This is a genomic window from Okibacterium sp. HSC-33S16 (assembly GCF_024171565.1).
Lineage (GTDB): Bacteria > Actinomycetota > Actinomycetes > Actinomycetales > Microbacteriaceae > Mycetocola_A.
The window spans coordinates 258,420-276,162 of record NZ_JALJZZ010000001.1; the positions used below are offsets into that span (position 1 = coordinate 258,420).

Below are 17,743 nucleotides of genomic sequence, written 5' to 3' on the forward strand. Positions count from 1 at the left end.
GGGGCTAGAGCGCGTCGACGACGAACTCGATGCTGCGGGTGAGCTGACGGATGTCCGCGGGATCGATAGCGGTGAAGGTCGCGACTCGAAGCTGGTTGCGTCCGAGCTTGCGGTAGGGCTCGGTGTCGACAATGCCATTGGCGCGCAGCGTCTTGGCGACGGCACTTGCGTCGATCGCGTCATCGAAGTCGATGGTGACGACGACCTGCGAACGATCAGTGGCATCGGCCACGAACGGAGTCGTGTACGACGTTGCCTCGGCCCACTCGTACAGATGTGAGGACGACTCGCGAGTCCGGGCGTCAGCCCAGGCCAGTCCGCCGTTGTTGGCGATCCAGGAAATCTGGTCGTCGAGGAGCACCAGAGTGGACAGGGCAGGTGTGTTCAGCGTCTGATTGAGGCGCGAGTTGTCGACGGCGTTCTTCAGGCTGAGGAACTCCGGAATGTACCGGTCGCTCGCGGCAATCCGTTCGACCCGCTCCAGCGCTGCGGGGGAGAACAGAGCGAACCAGAGGCCGCCATCAGACGCGAAGTTCTTCTGCGGAGCGAAGTAGTAGACATCCGCCTGGCTGGCGTCGATCTGCACGCCACCGGCCGCGCTCGTCGCGTCGATGACGGTGAGTGCCCCCGCGTCACCGGAGACGCGGGTAACCGGTGCCATCACGCCGGTTGACGTTTCGTTGTGCGTCCATGCATACACGTCGACGCCCTCAACAGGCTCAGCCGTTGCACGCGTGCCGGCCGGAGCCGAACGCACGTCGGGCGCTTCGAGCCACGGCGCCGCTGCTGCCTTTGCGAACTTGGACCCGAACTCGCCGAAGGTTAAGTTCTGGCTGCGTCGCTCAATGAGGCCGAAGGACGCGGCATCCCAGAAGGCGGTCGACCCACCATTCCCGAGGACTACTTCGTAGCCTTCAGGAATGGTGAAGAGGGTACCGAGACCTTCACGGACACTTCCGACGAGGTTCTTCACCGGTGCCTGACGGTGGGAGGTGCCCAGGAGAGTGGCACCAGCCTCAGCGAGAGCTGACACCTGCTCCGGACGGATCTTGGACGGGCCGCAGCCAAATCGTCCGTCGGCGGGCTTGAGGTCATCGGGAATCACAATGTCAGGCATGCTCCGATTCTAGAATGGCCACGCTGGTGCCAACGGTTCCGTGACGGCGGGAGACGCCGGGAGTCTCCCGTTCGCACAGTAGGCTGGAATTTATCGCGCTGAACCATGGGAGACGTCAATGACTGATCTGATTGACACGACCGAGATGTACCTTCGTACCATCCTCGAACTCGAGGAAGAGAACATCGTGCCTCTCCGTGCCCGGATTTCCGAACGGTTGAGCCACTCGGGTCCGACGGTGTCACAGACGGTCGGTCGCATGGAGCGTGATGGCCTCGTCGTCGTTTCGGACGACCGCCACCTCGAACTGACCCCCAACGGTCGAAGCAAAGCCGTTCATGTGATGCGGAAGCACCGCCTGGCTGAGCGTCTTCTCAGCGATGTGATCGGTCTCGAGTGGGAGTACGTCCACGAAGAAGCCTGTCGCTGGGAGCACGTGATGAGCGAGCAGGTCGAGCGCAAATTGCTCTCCATGCTCAACCATCCCACCGAATCGCCCTACGGCAACCCGATCCCTGGGCTCGACGAGCTCGGAGACACCCCGGCTGGCACCTTCGCACAGGGCGTGACGAACCTCGTCGAGCTCGTCCGCGGTCGCGGCGAGCCCATCACGGCGACCATACGGCGACTCGGCGAGCCAGCTCAGGTGGACCCCGAACTCCTCTTGCAACTCAAGCAGGGTGGAATCATGCCCGGTTCCGTGGGAGTGTTTTCTGCGGCTGGATCTTACGTTCTCGTCCAGGTTGAAGGTTTTGGAGCTGGGCTCGAGTTGCCTAACGAAGTCGCGGGTCACATCTTCGTCGAAACGCCGTAATCGTGGCCCAGTAGGGCCCGTCTGACGTGCGCTGCGTCGACCTCGTAGCGTTCATGCGCCCTGAGTGTTCGTTACCAATTCGTTAAAAAACGGCCTCAAAAGGTGACAAATTGGTAACGCTCCCGTACGCTCATACGAGTCCGAAGGTCAGCATTGGCCGCAGGAACCCGATCTAAGGCGCCTCTCCCGCTCGTCTCCTTGGCTCGGAAAACCCGAATTTTTGTTGTAGACGAGACCCATTCCTAGCGTGGTGTCGAGGCGCCGGAGGTTCACACTTTGGCCGTAAACAGTAACCCAGAGCCGTTCGACGGCGCGTCGGAGAATATCGACCCGTCGACGTCGCACCAGGTGGCTGTCGCCTCGTCGCGTTCGGTTCGCTCATTCCAGCGGACTGTAGCGACAGGAACACCGCTAGCCCGCTCCGCGAAGCCTGCTTCCAATGAAGCTGGGTGGCGCAAGTTCCGGTCGACGGCCATCATGGCGATTCTCGTACCGGGGCTCTTCGGAACCGTCGCCCTTCCCGCCTACGCATTTTCTCCGACCGCTGACGACACCGCATCGTCGGCGTCGTCACTGCAGACGCTCAAAGAATCCGGCGCGCAATCGCTGTCCGTTGACGAAGGAGTGACGGCAGCAGCCGTCGTCCGTGATGGATACTCGGCGACCACCGCAGCCGAACTTGCGAACGCCCGCGCCGTGGCTGAGGCAGCTGAAGCAACAGCGCGCCGCGCCACCTTCGCCACCCAACAGACGTCCTTCTCCGGCCCGAGCGCGTCTGATTACCTCGCAAATCCGCCGTACCCGAATTTTAGCCTCGACCAGGTGTTCAACGTCGCGCTGCAGTACCAGGGCGTTCCATATGTGTACGGTGGCGCCACCCCGGCTGGTTTCGACTGCTCGGGCTTCGTGAAGTATGTTTACGCGCAGTTCGGCATCGACATGCCGCACTCGTCGACCGCTCAGGGCAACATGGGGACTCGAATTGCCGTCGAAGACGCCGTCCCGGGCGACCTCGTCGTAAGTTCCGGTCACATTGGCTTCTACGCGGGAAATGGCATGATTCTTCACGCATCCCGTCCCGGAACCCCGCTCCGTATCGGCCCCATCTACGCCGACAACTGGTGGATCGTCCGGATCGGTATCTAAGAACTGATTCAACCCGCAGATGTCCAGTTGATGACATTCAGCTAGGAATGGCGTGCTTCCATGCGGAAGTACGCCATTTGTGCGTTACATTAAATGCCTGACCTCAGGAAGAAGTTGCGGAACGCTCATGATTCGACAAGCCGGTATCCACACCACGGATGCGTGCGCTTGCCCGGGCCGTGAGCATTTCGGTTCACTCTGTTTCAGCCACGATGTGAGTTGAGATTAGGCGCAGTCTGCATAGACTGCGCCTTTTGTTTACCCGGATCCTCTTTTCTGCCTCCGGTCAGGACACCGAATAACCGCGAAGCCGTCGCGGCCGTTTGAGAGGAAAAGCACATGCGCACACTTGTGTTGAATGCCGGATACGAGCCACTCGCCATCGTCTCGTTCCGCCGGGCACTCGTCCTGGTAATGAATGAGAAGGCGGCCATCATCGAAGTCGATGCGGACCACCCGGTCTGGGGCTCGGATGGAGTGCACGAACGGCCAGCCGTCATCGTGCTCAATCGGTATGTGCGTATTCCCAATTCTCGCCGTGTGCCGGTAACGCGCCGCGGCGTCCTTCGCCGCGATGCGAACCGTTGTGGGTACTGCGGAAAGGCGGCCGCGACCATCGATCATGTGATCCCGCGCTCACGCGGGGGCGAGGACTCCTGGGAGAACCTCGTCGCGTGTTGTCTGCGGTGCAACAACGCGAAGAGCAATCGGACGCCCGCCGAGATGGGTTGGTCGCTCCGTACCAAGCCGCGGATGCCCCACGGCCCGACGTGGGCGGTGCGTGGAGCGGAAAAAGCGATTCCCGCATGGGACCCGTACCTGACTCCTGCTGCGGCTTGAGCACCTACGGGCGAACCCAGGCACGCCCGTGTCCTTCTCCCGCGGGGGCAGCGACTCTTCCGCTAAACTTCTCAGGTCAGCCTCTGTAGCTCAACGGAAGAGCACCTCCGTCCTAAGGAGTTGGTTGGGGGTTCGAATCCCTCCAGGGGCACCCCTAAAATCATGGATTCTGCACTAGTTCGTGACGAGACAAACGTGGCCGGGACCGAAAGTACGTTTCGGTCCCGGCCACGTCGTTGTTGCGCAGCTCTCATCGGAAGAACTGTAGAGCGAGGAACTCATCGCGCAGGGCGTCACGGTGCCGACGTGCTTCTTCTGCCTGTTCACTCAGGTACCTCGTGGAGCGGCCATCCGCTTTGACGGGCCGCCGCCCCCATTTGATCAGCGCGACGCCCAGGTGCAGCGCCGCACGGTCGAGCGGTCCGACCCTCCGGGTGGCGTATGGCGTCTCCGGGAGGGTCGTTTGTGGTGGGTGGTCGTGGCGGACCGAAGTCGTGGCCAGTGTCGTTTTCATGGAGTATTTGTCCTTGATCGTTTGCGACCGAGCACGCCAAAGGCGCGTTCGGGGTCGCCGAAAGAGAGAATTGCCGCTCATGCGACAGAGAAGGAGCATGAGAATGCCCCGGGTGGGTGGGCGCGCAGAAGGGTTCGCGACAGACGCGACCTCACTGGGCCTTTTGACTTCGAGAGCGTCACCACCGTCTGGATCGGTGGGAGCTACCTACCGAGTCAGATGGAGACGACGCCGACGAAGTCTGCGGTGTGGAATGCGATTGCATTTGCTGGGTTGAACACGGGAGACTCCTTTCGTGGAACGGCGTAGGCCAACGGTAGCGGAGAGCTGTCGCGCAGCGCAACAGTTTTCTTGATCCGGTGATTCCGCGTTGGCAACTAACGGTTGGGGAACTCTTGCCTCATCGAAGAAAACTGAGGTAGGACAGAGCATCTGCCACTTGTCGTTCCGGTGCTTGGGCATCCGTCAGGCGGTCCCGCTCGCGTACAGCGACGTCCGGGATGTCCGTAACGATGCCGTCGACTCCCATCCGGATCAGACTCCGAATCGCTGGCTCCTCGTTCACAGTCCAGACGTAGACCGGTTTTCCACGTCTGTGAGCTTCGGTGAGGAACTCCGGTGTGAAGGACCCCTGCTCAATGACGAAGAAGTCACAGTCGAGTCGAGGGACGTCGCCCACGCTGAGTGCGATGGTGTACCCAACACGCAAGTGGGGCCGACGCTCTTTCAAATCCGCCACTACATCGGCATTCAGCGAGTGGTACGTGTTCTGATCCGTGTCGTCAATGCTGTCTAGTTCTGTGAGGAACCGGTCGAGGAAGTCGGGGCTTTCGTGGCCATGAATTTTCAATTCGATCATGAGGGGCACCTTGAGCTCGGCGGCGCGACCGACGTAGTCGACCATCGAAGGGATCTTGCCGGTGAAGCCACCTTGATATTGCTCGACGGCAGTGGCTTCCCGAAGCGTCATGTTGAAAATATCCTCGTTCAGCCCGGCGACCATCAGCAGGTTTGTGTCGTGGCTGGCGACGAAATAGCCATCTGCGGTTTGCTGCATGTCGACCTCGACATAGTCGGGATGCGTCCGTGCAGCAGCCTCCAGCGCCTCGATGGTGTTCTCAACACCTCCGCCAACGAAACCACGGTGAGCCAAGATTGCCGCGTCAGATCGTCCGGACGAAGCGGAAGCCATGGTCGGGCCGGCGCTGAGCTGACTCACCGCAATTGAAGCGATCACCACGACTGCGAGACCAACCATCCGATGCGCCATTGAGAGCGGCGCGCGTGCAGTGTGCTGTTTCGCTGGGACGCTGGGGAGACCCAGGTCGTCCCTGGTCAATCGAACGAGAATTTGAAGGACGACGACTGTCGCCGCGCCAATGAGGATGAAGCCAAATGCGTGTCCCATCGCGATGATCGCGGAAGCGATTGCCGGACCAGAGCCTTCCGTGTTCGCCGTCAGGAACACCAGGACCTCGACGAGGAAGGATCCGGCCACCGCGGCGGCGCCAATCGACAGTCCCAAGGCTCCAGCGACGTGCCAGAGCCCCGATCGGGTGGCCTTGAAGCTCCGGGCGAACGCCTTTGCAAGTGGCTCTCTGCCGACAATCATCGTCGGAAGGATCAACGACAAGCGCAGATTGAGGTAGATAACGATGCCGACGAAAGCGGCGCAACCCAGAGCGCCAATGGGAGTCTTCATGAATTCGCGAGTGACAAACTGAGGCACAACCGAATCGGGCATCAGGGCGGATGCAAGTCCAACCCCCGCTAACGGAATAACAAGGACAAGGTAGAACAGCAGCAGGGGAAACTGAACATGGAGGATCTTTCGAAGTGCCTTGCCGGTGTTCAACATCACCGCTGACATAGTGGTGGGCAGACCGGACTGCTGCCGGTTGATCATGATCACGGTCGCGGAGAGCTGCACGCCCAGTGCTGCAAGGGCGATCACGGCGATCGCGAAGAGCAGGAGGTCTGCGAGCGGTGCAGACAGCAGCGAGAGGAGCGTGCGGTCCGTGACATTTTCAAGGCCCGACACCCGGAGTGCGAGAGTAAACAGCGCACGAATCGCGGGAATGACGGCGAAGTAGTTGACCGCCTGCAGAATCGCGATTACCACGAGGTACCGCGTCAGGTTGGCCCGCGTCCTCCGCAGAGCGGACGACACGAGCTCCGTCGTTGGCGCGAAGTAGTTCCTGCAACGGGTGTAAAAGGGGACTGGCTGGCCTGCCGTCATCTCAGATACTCTCCGCGACCGCAGCGGCAGCGCATGTGGGTCGGCCCTTGTCCGTAACTATCGTGCGACCCGATCGATGAATCCCGGTCGGTAAACATCGTCCCATTGTCTCGCTTGATACGAAACGGGGGAACGGGGTGTTCGATGGGGTTATAATCTCGCGGGCTGTCCGGTGCTGAAAAGGCTCTCTGCGATGTCTACGTGCGGAGGAAGAAGGGGCAAACTCGCGAAAAACCGGTGACGCTACCGGGTATTGAGGGTCCCAGAGCTTAGGGTGTGGATGTGTGGCGGCTAGACAAGAAACCAGAGACGCGCGATTCAGACATCGCTGACGTCGATACTTCGCTTGCGCGTTCAGTCACCAGTCCCACTGGTCTGAGCGTGGGAGACCCCAATTACACGGTGGGAAACGTGGCAGACGAGACCCGGAAGCGGTGGCGCGAGCACCTCGCGACCGTCGGCGGGCCGTCGCCGCTGCTGCACTTCGTAGATGAGCCGAGGAACCGCATCGAGCTGAGTTCCACCCACCCCGGCGGGCTACCGCAGTTCATCACCGGGCACTCGACGCTGCTCTCGAACCTCATCCGTGACGAACTCGCTCTCCGCGGCGCAAAGGCGGCGGCCGACCAGATCACGGTCAAGGGCGTCGAGTTGCGTACCGTCCGTGGTATCGAGTCCGTTCATCTGGCCATCGGCCTCGCCCAGTGGCGATTTGGCGACGAGGATTTCTCGGCACCGGTTCTGCTCCGACCCGTGGCGATTCGTCGTTACGGCCGTGACTTCGAGCTCAAGCTCAAGGGAAGCCCGTTCCTCAACCCCGAACTGGCCCGTGCACTGCACGAGCAGTTCAAGATCACGCTCGACGCCGAGGCCTTCGAAGCGCTCGCCGTGACGAATGGGGCGTTCAAGCCGCAGCCCGTCATCGACCGGCTGCGCGGCCTCACGCAACACCTCGAGTGGTTCAGCGTCCAGCCTCGCCTCGTTGTCTCATCCTTCGCAGATATCGGAACAGCGCTCGCTCGCGATGCGAAAGATCTTGACCACCCCATTCTCAACGCGCTCGCCGGTAACCCCGGCGCCCGCCGTCTCGTCGAGGGACTTTTCAGCCCTGTCGACGCCGTTGGCCAGGACGACCGGCCGCCAACAACCGACACACTCCTCCTCGACGCGGACACCGAGCAGGAGAATGTTATTGCTCAAATTGCGGCTGGACATTCCATCGTCGTGACGACTCTTCCAGGGACCGGTGGGACCCAGACGGTGGTTAACGCCATCGGCAGCCTCGTTTCACAACACAAGCGCGTCCTCGTCGTCAGCGCTCGACGTTCCAGCCTCGATGGCATCCGTCATCGTTTCTCCAAGGTGGGCCTTCCCGGATTCACCGTCTCACCCGCGACGATTCGCCGCGACTTGATCCAGGCCATCTCCCGAAACGAGAAGGCGGTCGCACCCAAGGTTGCGGACGTCGACGACGCCCTCGTTCGCCTGCGCAAGGTACTCCTCGACTACCGCGGCTCGCTCAGCCGTATTGATAGCGGGCTTGGAGTGAGCGTCATCGATGCGCTTCAGGCGTTGACCCGACTGGGTAACCTGCCGGACCAGCCGACCACGACGGCCCGGCTGGACCTCGCCTCCCTGGAGAAACTTGCCGGCAACCGCGAAATCATCGCTCGCAAGTTGGCGACCGCTGCCGCGCTCGGAGAATTCCAGTACGGTCCCGACGATTCACCGTGGTACGGCGCCCAGTTCGCCAGCACCAAGCAAGCCAAGGCCACGCACGACCTCGCGAAGAAGCTGCACCGCACGGAGCTTCCGCGACTGCTTGAACGCGGTTATGAACTCATCGGGCAGACCCGGATGCGCGCATTTGAGTCCATCGAAGAGCTCGGAATTTACCTGCGCTTGCTCCTCGACATTCGCGAGACTCTCGACAAGTTCCAGCCGAGCGTCTTTGACCGGTCGCTGGGTGAGCTCATCGCGGCCACTAGTGCCCGCCGTGACGCGCCGAGTATGACGAGCGCGAACCGGCGTCGTCTCAAGAAACTGGCACGCGAATACGTACGGCCCGGCGTGCACGTTGCTGACATCAACGCGGCTCTGCGCCGGATCCAGCAGCAGCGCACCCTTTGGCAGCGTTACGTCGCCGCGGGCGTCAATCCTGAAGTTCCACTCGGAATCGCTGACGTTCAGGTTGCATACCAGCGCGTCGTCGAAGACCTTTCGCAACTCGATGCTCCCCTCAGCCGCACCGCGAAGACCGAATCGCTCGTGGCGATGCCCGTCAAGGAACTCGTTCGGTTGATGTCCGGGCTTGCAGCGGACTCGGCTGTGATGGAGAACCTGCAGGAGCGAACAACACTCATCGCCGAGCTTCGGGAGAAGGGGCTCGCTCCGCTGATCACCGACCTCTCGGTGCGCCACGTGCCAGAAGCGCGGGTCGCCAACGAGCTGGAGCTTGCCTGGTGGCAGTCGGTCCTCGAGCACATGCTCACCACCGACAAGGCCCTGCTCGGTGCAAACACCAGCGTCATCGACCGGCTCGAGGCGGACTTCCGTCTTGTCGACGAGGCACACGCTTCTTCCTCGGGCGCTCTGCTCGGCGCACTCCTCGCGGAAAACTGGAAGATCGGACTCGTCGATTATCCCGACGAAGCGACCGCACTCAAGAAGCTTCTGCGCGCTGACCAGACATCGCCCGCGAAGCTCGAGAGCACGGCTCCGCACCTGTCACGCGTTCTTTCACCGGTATGGCTCACCTCTGCGTACGAGGTCCACCTCATCCCCGAGAACGTCCGTTTCGACACCGTGTTCCTCGTTGACGCGGGTGCCACGACGCTGGCCGAGAACGCCGGCGCCATTCGCCGCGCCCGCCAGGTAATCGCTGTGGGCGACCCGGTCACGCAGAGCCCGACTCCATTCACCGTCGCAATCGGCGCCCCCGCTCCGGCCGCCGAAGCGGACGACGTTGACGCGCGCCACGCCGACTCAGCGCTGGCCCGGCTCTCCGGTCTGCTCCCGACGCTCACACTCACGCGCAGCTACCGCGCCGGAGGAGAAGATCTCGCCGAGCTCGTCAACCACCGGTTCTACGGCGGCGAGATCGAGTCCCTGCCGTGGGCAGGTTCCTTCCTGGGCCACGGCAGCCTCACGCTCGACTACGTGCCAAACGGGCACGGCATGCCCGACCCTGAGACCGGGGGAGTGGAGAGTGTCGACGCCGAAGTTGCCCGCGTGGTCAACCTCGTGCTCGAGCACGCCATCAACCGTCCGCGTGAGTCGCTGATGGTCGTGACCGCGAGTGAGAAGCACGCAACCCGCGTGCACCAGGCCGTCATTTCCGCCTTCGCCATGCGCAGCGACCTCTCTGACTTCATTCTTAAAGAGCGACCAGAGCCATTCACCGTTCTCACCCTCGAGCAGTCTGTCGCCGAGAGCCGGGACCGCGTGATCTTCTCTCTCGGCTATGGGGTGACACCGCACGGTCGCGTCTTGTCCAATTTTGGTGCCCTTGCCCGGCCGGGCGGGGACCGGCTGCTCGCCGTAGGCATGACTCGTGCTCGCCGCTCGATGGTCATTGTCTCGTGCATTCGCCCCGAAGACATTGACACCGACCGCATGCAACACGGAATCGGCGCCCTCGCCGAGATCCTCAAGCAGCCCGTCCAGCACGTGCCCGCTCCGCCGGCCACCGACGGTGCTGAACCGATGCTCATCGACCTGGCAGAGCGGCTCTACCGCCAGGGCCTGTCCGTCGAGGTCGGCTACCGCGGCAAGCTCGCGCTGGTCGCCGCGTACCAGGGCAAAGCGATTGCCGTCGAGTCTGACCCCGAAGTGAGCAGCGACTCTTTGCGTGAGTCCCTGAGGTTGCGGCCAGACGTGCTCCGCCGACTGGGCTGGCATTACCTTCGCGTTCACAGCTTCGACCTGTTCAGCGATCCCGACGGCGTGGCACGTAAGATCCTCACAATGCTCGGTGTCCCTGCGCCGGTGAAGGCCGGCGATGCCGGAACTTCACAGGTGACGGATGCCACAGAGCACGACACACAAACCCTCGAAAGTCTCGAAGACGGGCACGTAAACTAGGGCCGTGTCACACAGCGCCCCACCCGAAGACCCGCGCCACGGTGAGCCCGTCGATCCCGACGTTCGTCGTGTTCGCCGCGTCCCCGGATCTCGCCGCGCTGTTCTCCCGCCCGTCCCGGGCACCGACCCCACCCCGCAAGCACAGCGCGACATCGTGCTGGCCACGGAAGACAAGGAACAGGGCTGGGGCGGTCGTCCGTCGGCTGCGACCGGTCCGGCCGGAGCGAACGATGCGCAGCTCCGCGCCGACGTCCCACCGCACTGGGGCTAGGCGGGTCCGCTTAACGACAGAAGCCGTGCACCACCGAAGTGAGACACGGCCCGAGCGCGGCAAAGAATTACTGCTTGAGGTTGTTTCGTGCGAGCAGGTCACGAATCTCGGTCAGCACATCGATTTCGGTGACCGGTGCTTCCTCCTCGACAATTCCGGCCTTTCGCTTCGCTTCGGCGTGCTTCTTCATCGTGTTGATGGGAAGAACGAAGACGAAGTACACCACAGCCGCGACAATCAGGAATGTGATGACGGCGCCGATGACAGCGCCGAGCTTGACCTCAGCATTCCCGATGGGAATGTCGATGGCGTTCGTGAGATCGTCGGCGTTGAACAGTGCCCCGATGAGCGGGTTGAAGATGTTCTCCACGATCGAATTCACGACAGCGGTGAATGCGGCTCCCACCACGACGGCGACGGCAAGGTCAATGACATTGCCCCGCATGATGAAGTCTTTGAATCCCTTGAGCACGCTGCCCCCTTCCATTACGACGCGGCAGCGGAACTGCTGGGCGTCGACGATCCAGTCGATGAGCCGGTCGATGAGCCGGATGTCGTCGACGATACCTTCTCGCCTGCCGGCTTCGACTCTTTCTTCGTACTCGACGTGTTCTTCGCTGTCGAGGCGCGCGAGTCGTTGCGGTAGAAACCGGAGCCATTGAACGACACTCCGACGGCGCTATACAACTTGCGAAGCTTTCCCTGGCATTCGGGGCACTCGGTCAGCGAGTCGTCGGTGAACGACTGCTGGATGTCGAAAGCGGTGTCGCAGATGGTGCATTTGTATGAGTACGTGGGCATAGAAAATTCCTGAAAATAGATGCGGCGTCGTGCCGGCGGAGTCGAGGTGACGCTTAGAACTCGACGATGTTTGATGGGGTGACAACCCCGTTGACCCGCTGGTCGTGCTTTTCGTGCGGGACGTCAGGTTGGACTTCATTGTCAAAGACGATGGCGTAGACCGGAGGGCATTTTTCCATGGAGCCCAAGGTCTTGTCGAAGAAACCGCGGCCCCAGCCCATGCGCATTCCGTCGGGGCTGACCGCGGCTGCCGGAACCAGGATGAGGTCCACTTCGTTGATCGCTATGGGGCCCAGGGGCTCGCCGACCGGTTCCGGCATGCCGTAGAGGCCCTCAACCTCGGTTCCCGACTCGCCGACGGTCCAGTCGAGCAGTCCGTCTTCGCGGCTGATGGGGAAGAGCACTCGAATGTCGTGGGCCAGCGCCCAGTTGAGAAACGGGCGAGTGTCGGGCTCGTTGGGGGAGGAGAGGTAACACGCGACACTCGACGCACTCAGCGCGGTGACGAGGGCGATGAGGTTGTTGGTGATGCCGATCGAAGCGTTCTCGCGCTCCGAAGCGGTCAGGTTCTGGCGCCGCTCGCGCAACTCTGCGCGCAGTGCGCGCTTCTGGTGGTCCACCTGGCTGGGCATAGCCCCATTCTAGGCGGGCGTTACGGGAGAAACGGCATAAGGGACATCTGCGCGGACTTCCCACACCTGAGGGGAGATGTCGCAACACCAACTCGCCGCAGCGTCCCGCTACGCTGGAACCATGTCTCAGCCCGTACGCAAAGTCGTGATTCCTGCCGCAGGCCTCGGAACCCGGTTCCTTCCGGCGACCAAGGCCCTCCCGAAAGAGATGCTGCCTGTCGTAGACAAGCCGGCCATCCAGTACGTCGTGGAGGAGGCCGTCAGCGCCGGACTCAACGACGTTCTGATGATCATCGGACGCAACAAGAACGCGTTGGCCAACCACTTCGACCGCGTGACCGAGCTTGAGCTCGCACTGCAGGAGAAGGGAGACAAGAGCCGCCTGAACCGCGTCGTCGAGTCCAGCGAACTCGCTGACATACACTTTCTCCGCCAGGGCGACCCGAAGGGCCTCGGCCACGCCGTGCTTCGGGCACGCCGCCACGTCGGCAACGAGCCGTTCGCGGTTCTCCTCGGTGACGACCTGATCGACGCCCGAGACCCGCTGCTGACGACCATGATCGAGGAGCAGGAAAGCCGCTCAGCCACCATCATCGCCCTCATGGAGGTCGACCCGGCCACCATCTCGATGTACGGCTGCGCGGCCGTTGAAGCGACCGACAACCCTGACGTTGTCAAGGTCACCGGTCTGGTCGAGAAGCCGGCACCCGAAGACGCTCCGTCCAACCTTGCCATCATCGGCCGGTACGTGCTTCGCCCAGAGATCTTCGATGTCCTCGAAACCACCGAACCCGGCAAGGGCGGCGAGATCCAATTGACGGATGCCATGCAGGTGCTGGCGGCGGACGACACGATCGCGGGCGGCGTCTACGGCGTCATCTTCCGCGGCCGACGCTACGACACCGGTGACCGCCTCGACTACATCAAGGCCATCATCCAGCTTGCTTCTGACCGAGAAGACCTCGGTGCCGACCTCAAGCCGTGGATCAAGGAATTCGCCGACAAGCTCGACTAGGCTCGCCGCAATTCATCGAAGGGAACTCGCGGTGGCTCTTCCTCTGCCCGTGCTGACAGACGGTCCGATTACCGTTCGTCAGGTGCGCCTTCGTGACGCCAAAGCGATGGAGCGGGAACTCCTGTCGAACCGAAGCTGGCTGCGGCCATGGGAGGCGACCAGTCCTTACGCTCCCCGATCTTTCGACATGCGTGCAAGCATCCGCTCACTGTTATCGAACGCCCGCTCGGGTGGTGGACTTCCCCTGGTGATGGAGTACGACGGTGAGCTCGCCGGCCAGCTCAACGTCTCGGGAATCACCTACGGATCGCTCTCGTCGGCGACACTCGGCTACTGGGTGTCTGAGCGGTTCGCGGGCAAGAGTGTGACGCCGACCTCGGTTGCCCTTGCCACGGACCATTGCTTCTCGCAACTCGGACTGCACCGGATGGAGATCTGCATCCGGCCCGAGAATGGCCCCAGCCTGCGCGTCGTCGAGAAACTTGGTTTTCGCTACGAGGGCCTCCGCCGCCGGTTCATTCACATCAACGGCGACTGGCGCGACCACTTTTGTTTCGCGCTCGTGCGTGAGGAAGTGCCGGACGGCGTGCTTCGACGTTGGAAGGATGGCAGCGTTCCACCAGACGCGGCCGCGATCCCCGAAGCCGACCGTCGGGCAGCCGATGAGCCACTTTTGCCGCCTCCCGCACTGTTTTAAACCTTCAACCTCAACTTTCGGGTGACACACCCCGCGCAATGCGGCGTGTCTGCCGCACAAACTCGTACCGTTGAGCCATGGCTGGCAGCGGACTCTTGAGTGGTGGGATCGTCTTTGCGATCGCCGCCGCCCTCTGGATCATCTATCTCATGCCGACCTGGCTGCGCAGGAACGAGTTTCTGGCCACCGAGCGCAACGCCATTCGGCTGCAGCAGACCCTCCGGATCCTCGCTGAAACGGCCGAGGCGCCGCAGGAGGTGCGCGTGGAGACCACGGCGCGCAGCGTGGCTGAGCAGCAGAAGATTCTCAAAAAGTACGAGGCCGAAGCGCTCGAACGCGCTCGACGTGACGCTCTTGCGCTCGTCGAGGAACAGAAGCGTGCTGAAGCAGTGCGACGGACCGCTGAAGTGCGGGCGGCTGCCGCTGCTCACACCGCGCGGCTCAAGATGCGCCGTGCGCGTCGTCGTGCCCGACTCACCACGACCATCATCATGACGCTGTCCCTGACAGCTGCCGGGTTCGGCGGCTGGTTGTTCGCAACGGAGGGTTCGGTGGTGCTTCTGGCGACGGGATCCGGCCTTGCCGTTGTGAGCGTTGCGCTCCTCAGCCGCATGGCGCGCGTGTCGAAGCGCACTCCCGTCGCAGCGGCGGTCGTTCGCGCCGCTCCGGTGGCACAGGCGTTCGAGCCTGTCGCGTTCGATAACGTCGTTGCCGCGAGCACGACCTGGACGCCCACCCCGTTGCCGAAACCACTCCACCTGTCGCAGGGCTCCGCTGCTGCCGACACGATCGCCCAAGCGGATGCCCACGCTGCTCTTCGCCGCGCGGCACTTGCCCAGGTGATGGCCGAACGTGCCGCGCAGCTCGAACCGGCGCTTCCCAGCATCGTCCCGGCCGCTCGAGTCGACGAGGAACTCGCGCCGCGTCGCACCGCCCCCGAGGCGAGCCGCTTCGCCGGCATGGGTGTCGTGAACGAGGCTGAGATCGCCCCGGCCGACCTGTCGACACTGCTTCAGCGTCGCCGGGCAGCCAGCTGATGCGCCTGAGCATTCGCGGGGCGTGATACTGTTTTTCTATCAGGGCCTATGGCGCAGTTGGTAGCGCGCCTCGTTCGCATCGAGGAGGTCAGGAGTTCGAATCTCCTTAGGTCCACACTATCCCTGTTCCCCGCTCGAGGCGTTCGCGCCCTCCCGTCCGGAGGATAACTTCATGTTCGACAGCATTCCCGGCGGCTGGATTTTCGGCATCTTTGTGATCGTCGCCATCATCGTGGTGCTCGCGCTCTTTGGGCGTCGACTCGGCAACGTTTTTTCGGGGCCAGGGGCTCAGGCCCGCTTCGAGACCACCGAGATCCCGCCGCTCGACCCGGAGACGCGCGAGTTCATCGTGCGCGACGATCACACCGGGTCACGCCTCCAGTTCGCTACGCTTCACACGCGCGGACGGGTGGTTGAGGTTGTCGTCCCCCCGAAGCACCGCAGGAAGGGTGTCGAGGTTGACCTGTTCGAAGCGGCACTTCCCTCGGCGCCCAACGTGGACCACTGGACCTGGCCGCCGACCACTCCCGACGGTTACGCGGCGCTGCAGATCATTGCCCGCCGAATGCCCGACGTCACGTTCCTCGACGCAAACGGGACCCGGGTGCTCTGAAGCCCGTCACGCGGACGCGACCGGAGTGTCGCAGCGCCAGCAGGCGTCTGCTGACGCGTCGACGAGCGCCCCGCAGACGTCACAGACCCGGTTGAGCCAGCAGACGGGCTCACCGGCGCTCTCGTCGTCCTCGAGGTCGTGACCCGTCATGTCAGGAGTGGGAGCTGAGTGTTTCTTCGGCGTTCGCGTAGGCGTATGCCACGAGCTCGCGCAGAACATCGGTGTCGATGTCGTCGAGTCGTTTGACGTAGACGCATCCTTTACCGAGCGTGTGGGTTCCGAGCGAGGCGAGGAGCTTATCGCTGTTCGGGTGGCCCTGAAGGCCGTAGAAGGTCAACGCGGTCTTGCGCGGAGCGAAGCCGACTTTCATGGTGTCGCCCTCGTGTCCCGACGCATAGCGGTAGTGGAACGAACCGAAGCCGATCATCGACGGACCCCAGAGCTTCGGCTGGTCGCCCGTGGCCTCGGCCATCAGCCGAAGCAGTCGGGCGGCGTCGGCTCGCTTCGCTTCACTCTCGATGGACTCGATGACCGTCTGCGGGTCAGTGTCGTTCTGGGTTGTTTTGAGGTCGGCCATGCACTCATGGTGACATCGCCAGCGGTGCCGGTCAACGGGGCCGAATCAGCCGTGGCGTCGGGCGATTAGCTCCCAAAGGCGAGTGTGGCGACCGTGAAGATCGCCAGCCCGGCAAGTGAGCCGACGACTGTGCCATTGATCCGAATGAACTGCAGGTCCCGACCCACCTGAAGTTCGATCTTCTCGCTCATTTCCCGTGGGTCCCAGCGCTCGACGGTGTCGGTGATGACACTCGCAATTTCGTGACGGTACGTGTTGACCAGATAAACCGCAGCATCCGTCACCCACGTGTCGAGCTTCGCGCTCAGGCGAGAGTCGGTCGAGATGCGTGAGCCCAGGTCGGTGATGGTGCGAGCCAACTGGACGCGAAGCCCGCTCTCGGGGTTGTCCAGTGAATCGATGAGTGCCGCTTTGGTGGTGTCCCAGGTCGACGCGGCAAGCTCTCGAACGCGGGGGCTGTCGAAGATTTCTGCTTTGGCGTTCTCGAACCGGGCGATCATGAGCGGCTCGTGCTGCAGGTCGGTGGCGATCGTCAGGAGGTAGTTATCGATGGCGAGTCGAGCTGGATCGGATTCGTCGTCTTTCATGCGCTGGATGAACGCAAGGGCTTCGCGGTACAGCCGGTCGTCCACGATCTTGTCGAGGAAGGAGGGCACCCAGGACGGGAGCCTCGACGAGACGAGTCGCGCGAACGCGTCTGGGTTGTTCCTCAGCCAGTCGTCAACGCCGTCGAGGACGAGTCCGACGGCGGCGTGGTGACCACCGGCCGAGACAACGCCCTCGCCCCAGGCTCCGATCGACTCACTCCAGGGCTGCTCGATGAGGTGGGTTCGCGCGAGCTTCTCCATCACGTCCTGCACATCGGAGTCGGAAAGCAGGGCGAGCAAACCCTTTGCGCCGACCGAGGCCTCCTCGGCCAGACGTGTGGCGTTCTCGGGCCGCGCCAGCCACGTGCCGAGCTTCCGGCCAATCTGCGCTGATTCGAGCTTCTGACGGACGACGGGCTCGGAAAGGAAGTTGGACTCGACGAACTCGCCGAGGCTCGCACCGATCTCGTCCTTGCGGCGCCGGATGATCGCGGTATGCGGGATCTTGAGGCCGAGCGGGTGCCGGAACAGGGCAGTGACCGCGAACCAGTCGGCGATCGCACCGACCATGCCGCCCTCGCTCGCCGCGCGCACCCAGCCCAGCCAGGGGATCTCGTCCTGGAGGGCGAATGAAATGCAGAAGATCACGGCCATGGCGATCAGCAGGGCCGTCGCGGTGCGCTTCATCGAGACGAGGCCTCTGCGTCGTTCGATATCCGAGGGCGTGAGGAGCGGGATCGTCATCCGGCCATGCTACGTC

The 17,743-nt window shown here is 62.8% G+C and carries 18 protein-coding genes and 2 tRNA genes; 11 read left to right on the plus strand and 9 right to left on the minus strand.

Annotated elements, in window-relative coordinates; genetic code table 11:
- Nucleotides 1–4 precede the first annotated feature (4 nt).
- Nucleotides 5–1,117 carry a phosphoserine transaminase gene (gene serC, locus L1277_RS01260; protein WP_253374547.1) on the minus strand — a complete coding sequence of 371 codons (1,113 nt, stop codon included), beginning with the start codon at nt 1,115–1,117 and terminating at the stop codon, nt 5–7.
- A 118-nt stretch (nt 1,118–1,235) separates the two neighbouring features.
- On the opposite strand from serC, the gene L1277_RS01265 reads away from it, so the two are divergent.
- From L1277_RS01265 to L1277_RS01280, 4 genes are all read left to right on the plus strand, one after another.
- On the plus strand, nt 1,236–1,931 hold the full coding sequence (locus L1277_RS01265; RefSeq protein ID WP_253374548.1) for a metal-dependent transcriptional regulator: 696 nt from the start codon (nt 1,236–1,238) through the stop codon (nt 1,929–1,931).
- Between the two features lie 477 nt (nt 1,932–2,408).
- Nucleotides 2,409–3,077, plus strand: coding sequence for a C40 family peptidase (locus L1277_RS01270; RefSeq protein WP_253374549.1), 669 nt, complete (start codon nt 2,409–2,411; stop codon nt 3,075–3,077).
- 339 nt (nt 3,078–3,416) lie between these two features.
- Entirely contained in the window at nt 3,417–3,917 is a 501-nt protein-coding gene (locus L1277_RS01275) for an HNH endonuclease (protein WP_253374550.1), read from the plus strand.
- A gap of 79 nt (nt 3,918–3,996) precedes the next feature.
- Nucleotides 3,997–4,068: transfer RNA gene (locus tag L1277_RS01280), tRNA-Arg, on the plus strand.
- Nucleotides 4,069–4,167: 99 nt separating this feature from the next.
- Here L1277_RS01280 and L1277_RS01285 read toward each other — a convergent pair.
- Nucleotides 4,168–4,431: a hypothetical protein gene (locus tag L1277_RS01285; RefSeq protein WP_253374551.1), complete on the minus strand. Its 264-nt coding sequence runs from the start codon at nt 4,429–4,431 to the stop codon at nt 4,168–4,170.
- 400 nt (nt 4,432–4,831) lie between these two features.
- Nucleotides 4,832–6,670, minus strand: a complete 1,839-nt coding sequence (locus L1277_RS01290) for a glycerophosphoryl diester phosphodiesterase membrane domain-containing protein (protein ID WP_256481316.1) — start codon at nt 6,668–6,670, stop codon at nt 4,832–4,834.
- Between the two features lie 282 nt (nt 6,671–6,952).
- On the opposite strand from L1277_RS01290, the gene L1277_RS01295 reads away from it, so the two are divergent.
- Both L1277_RS01295 and L1277_RS01300 read left to right on the plus strand, forming a co-directional pair.
- On the plus strand, nt 6,953–10,753 hold the full coding sequence (locus L1277_RS01295; RefSeq protein WP_253374553.1) for an AAA family ATPase: 3,801 nt from the start codon (nt 6,953–6,955) through the stop codon (nt 10,751–10,753).
- A gap of 4 nt (nt 10,754–10,757) precedes the next feature.
- Nucleotides 10,758–11,024 (plus strand): hypothetical protein, encoded by a 267-nt coding sequence (locus L1277_RS01300; RefSeq protein WP_253374554.1) that lies wholly within the window; start codon nt 10,758–10,760, stop codon nt 11,022–11,024.
- 67 nt (nt 11,025–11,091) lie between these two features.
- On the opposite strand, the gene mscL is transcribed toward L1277_RS01300, so the two are convergent.
- From mscL to L1277_RS01315, 3 genes are read right to left on the minus strand one after another with little or no spacing between them, the layout of a single operon-like run.
- The gene (gene mscL / locus L1277_RS01305) at nt 11,092–11,496 is read right to left on the minus strand and encodes a large conductance mechanosensitive channel protein MscL (protein ID WP_253374555.1); all 405 of its coding nucleotides are present in this window, start codon (nt 11,494–11,496) and stop codon (nt 11,092–11,094) included.
- 14 nt (nt 11,497–11,510) lie between these two features.
- Nucleotides 11,511–11,825: an FmdB family zinc ribbon protein gene (locus L1277_RS01310; protein ID WP_253374556.1), complete on the minus strand. Its 315-nt coding sequence runs from the start codon at nt 11,823–11,825 to the stop codon at nt 11,511–11,513.
- A 53-nt stretch (nt 11,826–11,878) separates the two neighbouring features.
- Nucleotides 11,879–12,457: a 5-formyltetrahydrofolate cyclo-ligase gene (locus L1277_RS01315; RefSeq protein ID WP_253374557.1), complete on the minus strand. Its 579-nt coding sequence runs from the start codon at nt 12,455–12,457 to the stop codon at nt 11,879–11,881.
- 121 nt (nt 12,458–12,578) lie between these two features.
- Here L1277_RS01315 and galU point away from each other — a divergent pair, with 121 nt between their 5' ends.
- The 5 genes from galU to L1277_RS01340 all read left to right on the plus strand — a co-directional run bounded on the left by galU (nt 12,579) and on the right by L1277_RS01340 (nt 15,819).
- Nucleotides 12,579–13,472, plus strand: coding sequence for a UTP--glucose-1-phosphate uridylyltransferase GalU (gene galU / locus L1277_RS01320; protein ID WP_253374558.1), 894 nt, complete (start codon nt 12,579–12,581; stop codon nt 13,470–13,472).
- Nucleotides 13,473–13,503: 31 nt separating this feature from the next.
- On the plus strand, nt 13,504–14,169 hold the full coding sequence (locus L1277_RS01325; RefSeq protein WP_253374559.1) for a GNAT family N-acetyltransferase: 666 nt from the start codon (nt 13,504–13,506) through the stop codon (nt 14,167–14,169).
- Between the two features lie 77 nt (nt 14,170–14,246).
- Nucleotides 14,247–15,206, plus strand: a complete 960-nt coding sequence (locus tag L1277_RS01330; protein ID WP_253374560.1) for a large exoprotein — start codon at nt 14,247–14,249, stop codon at nt 15,204–15,206.
- A gap of 42 nt (nt 15,207–15,248) precedes the next feature.
- Nucleotides 15,249–15,321 (plus strand) — tRNA-Ala (locus tag L1277_RS01335).
- 57 nt (nt 15,322–15,378) lie between these two features.
- Nucleotides 15,379–15,819, plus strand: coding sequence for a hypothetical protein (locus L1277_RS01340; RefSeq protein ID WP_253374561.1), 441 nt, complete (start codon nt 15,379–15,381; stop codon nt 15,817–15,819).
- Nucleotides 15,820–15,825: 6 nt separating this feature from the next.
- Here L1277_RS01340 and L1277_RS01345 read toward each other — a convergent pair whose 3' ends face one another.
- From L1277_RS01345 to L1277_RS01355, 3 genes are all read right to left on the minus strand, one after another.
- Complete coding sequence (locus L1277_RS01345; RefSeq protein WP_253374562.1) at nt 15,826–15,969, minus strand: hypothetical protein; 144 nt, start codon at nt 15,967–15,969, stop codon at nt 15,826–15,828.
- 1 nt (nt 15,970) lies between these two features.
- A complete protein-coding gene (locus tag L1277_RS01350; RefSeq protein WP_253374563.1) occupies nt 15,971–16,396 on the minus strand; it encodes a DUF1801 domain-containing protein in 426 nt (141 codons plus the stop codon).
- 65 nt (nt 16,397–16,461) lie between these two features.
- A complete protein-coding gene (locus L1277_RS01355) occupies nt 16,462–17,727 on the minus strand; it encodes a DUF445 domain-containing protein (RefSeq protein ID WP_253374564.1) in 1,266 nt (421 codons plus the stop codon).
- Between the last annotated feature and the right edge of the window lie 16 nt (nt 17,728–17,743).

Excerpts from the sequence above, each read along its gene's own strand:
- serC (WP_253374547.1), bottom strand. The coding sequence starts at position 1,117 with ATGCCTGACATTGTGATTCCCGATGACCTCAAGCCCGCCGACGGACGA.
- L1277_RS01265 (WP_253374548.1), top strand. The coding sequence starts at position 1,236 with ATGACTGATCTGATTGACACGACCGAGATGTACCTTCGTACCATCCTC.
- L1277_RS01270 (WP_253374549.1), top strand. The coding sequence starts at position 2,409 with ATGGCGATTCTCGTACCGGGGCTCTTCGGAACCGTCGCCCTTCCCGCC.
- L1277_RS01275 (WP_253374550.1), top strand. The coding sequence starts at position 3,417 with ATGCGCACACTTGTGTTGAATGCCGGATACGAGCCACTCGCCATCGTC.
- L1277_RS01285 (WP_253374551.1), bottom strand. The coding sequence starts at position 4,431 with ATGAAAACGACACTGGCCACGACTTCGGTCCGCCACGACCACCCACCA.
- L1277_RS01290 (WP_256481316.1), bottom strand. The coding sequence starts at position 6,670 with ATGACGGCAGGCCAGCCAGTCCCCTTTTACACCCGTTGCAGGAACTAC.
- L1277_RS01310 (WP_253374556.1), bottom strand. The coding sequence starts at position 11,825 with ATGCCCACGTACTCATACAAATGCACCATCTGCGACACCGCTTTCGAC.
- L1277_RS01315 (WP_253374557.1), bottom strand. The coding sequence starts at position 12,457 with ATGCCCAGCCAGGTGGACCACCAGAAGCGCGCACTGCGCGCAGAGTTG.
- galU (WP_253374558.1), top strand. The coding sequence starts at position 12,579 with ATGTCTCAGCCCGTACGCAAAGTCGTGATTCCTGCCGCAGGCCTCGGA.
- L1277_RS01330 (WP_253374560.1), top strand. The coding sequence starts at position 14,247 with ATGGCTGGCAGCGGACTCTTGAGTGGTGGGATCGTCTTTGCGATCGCC.
- L1277_RS01340 (WP_253374561.1), top strand. The coding sequence starts at position 15,379 with ATGTTCGACAGCATTCCCGGCGGCTGGATTTTCGGCATCTTTGTGATC.
- L1277_RS01345 (WP_253374562.1), bottom strand. The coding sequence starts at position 15,969 with ATGACGGGTCACGACCTCGAGGACGACGAGAGCGCCGGTGAGCCCGTC.
- L1277_RS01350 (WP_253374563.1), bottom strand. The coding sequence starts at position 16,396 with ATGGCCGACCTCAAAACAACCCAGAACGACACTGACCCGCAGACGGTC.
- L1277_RS01355 (WP_253374564.1), bottom strand. The coding sequence starts at position 17,727 with ATGACGATCCCGCTCCTCACGCCCTCGGATATCGAACGACGCAGAGGC.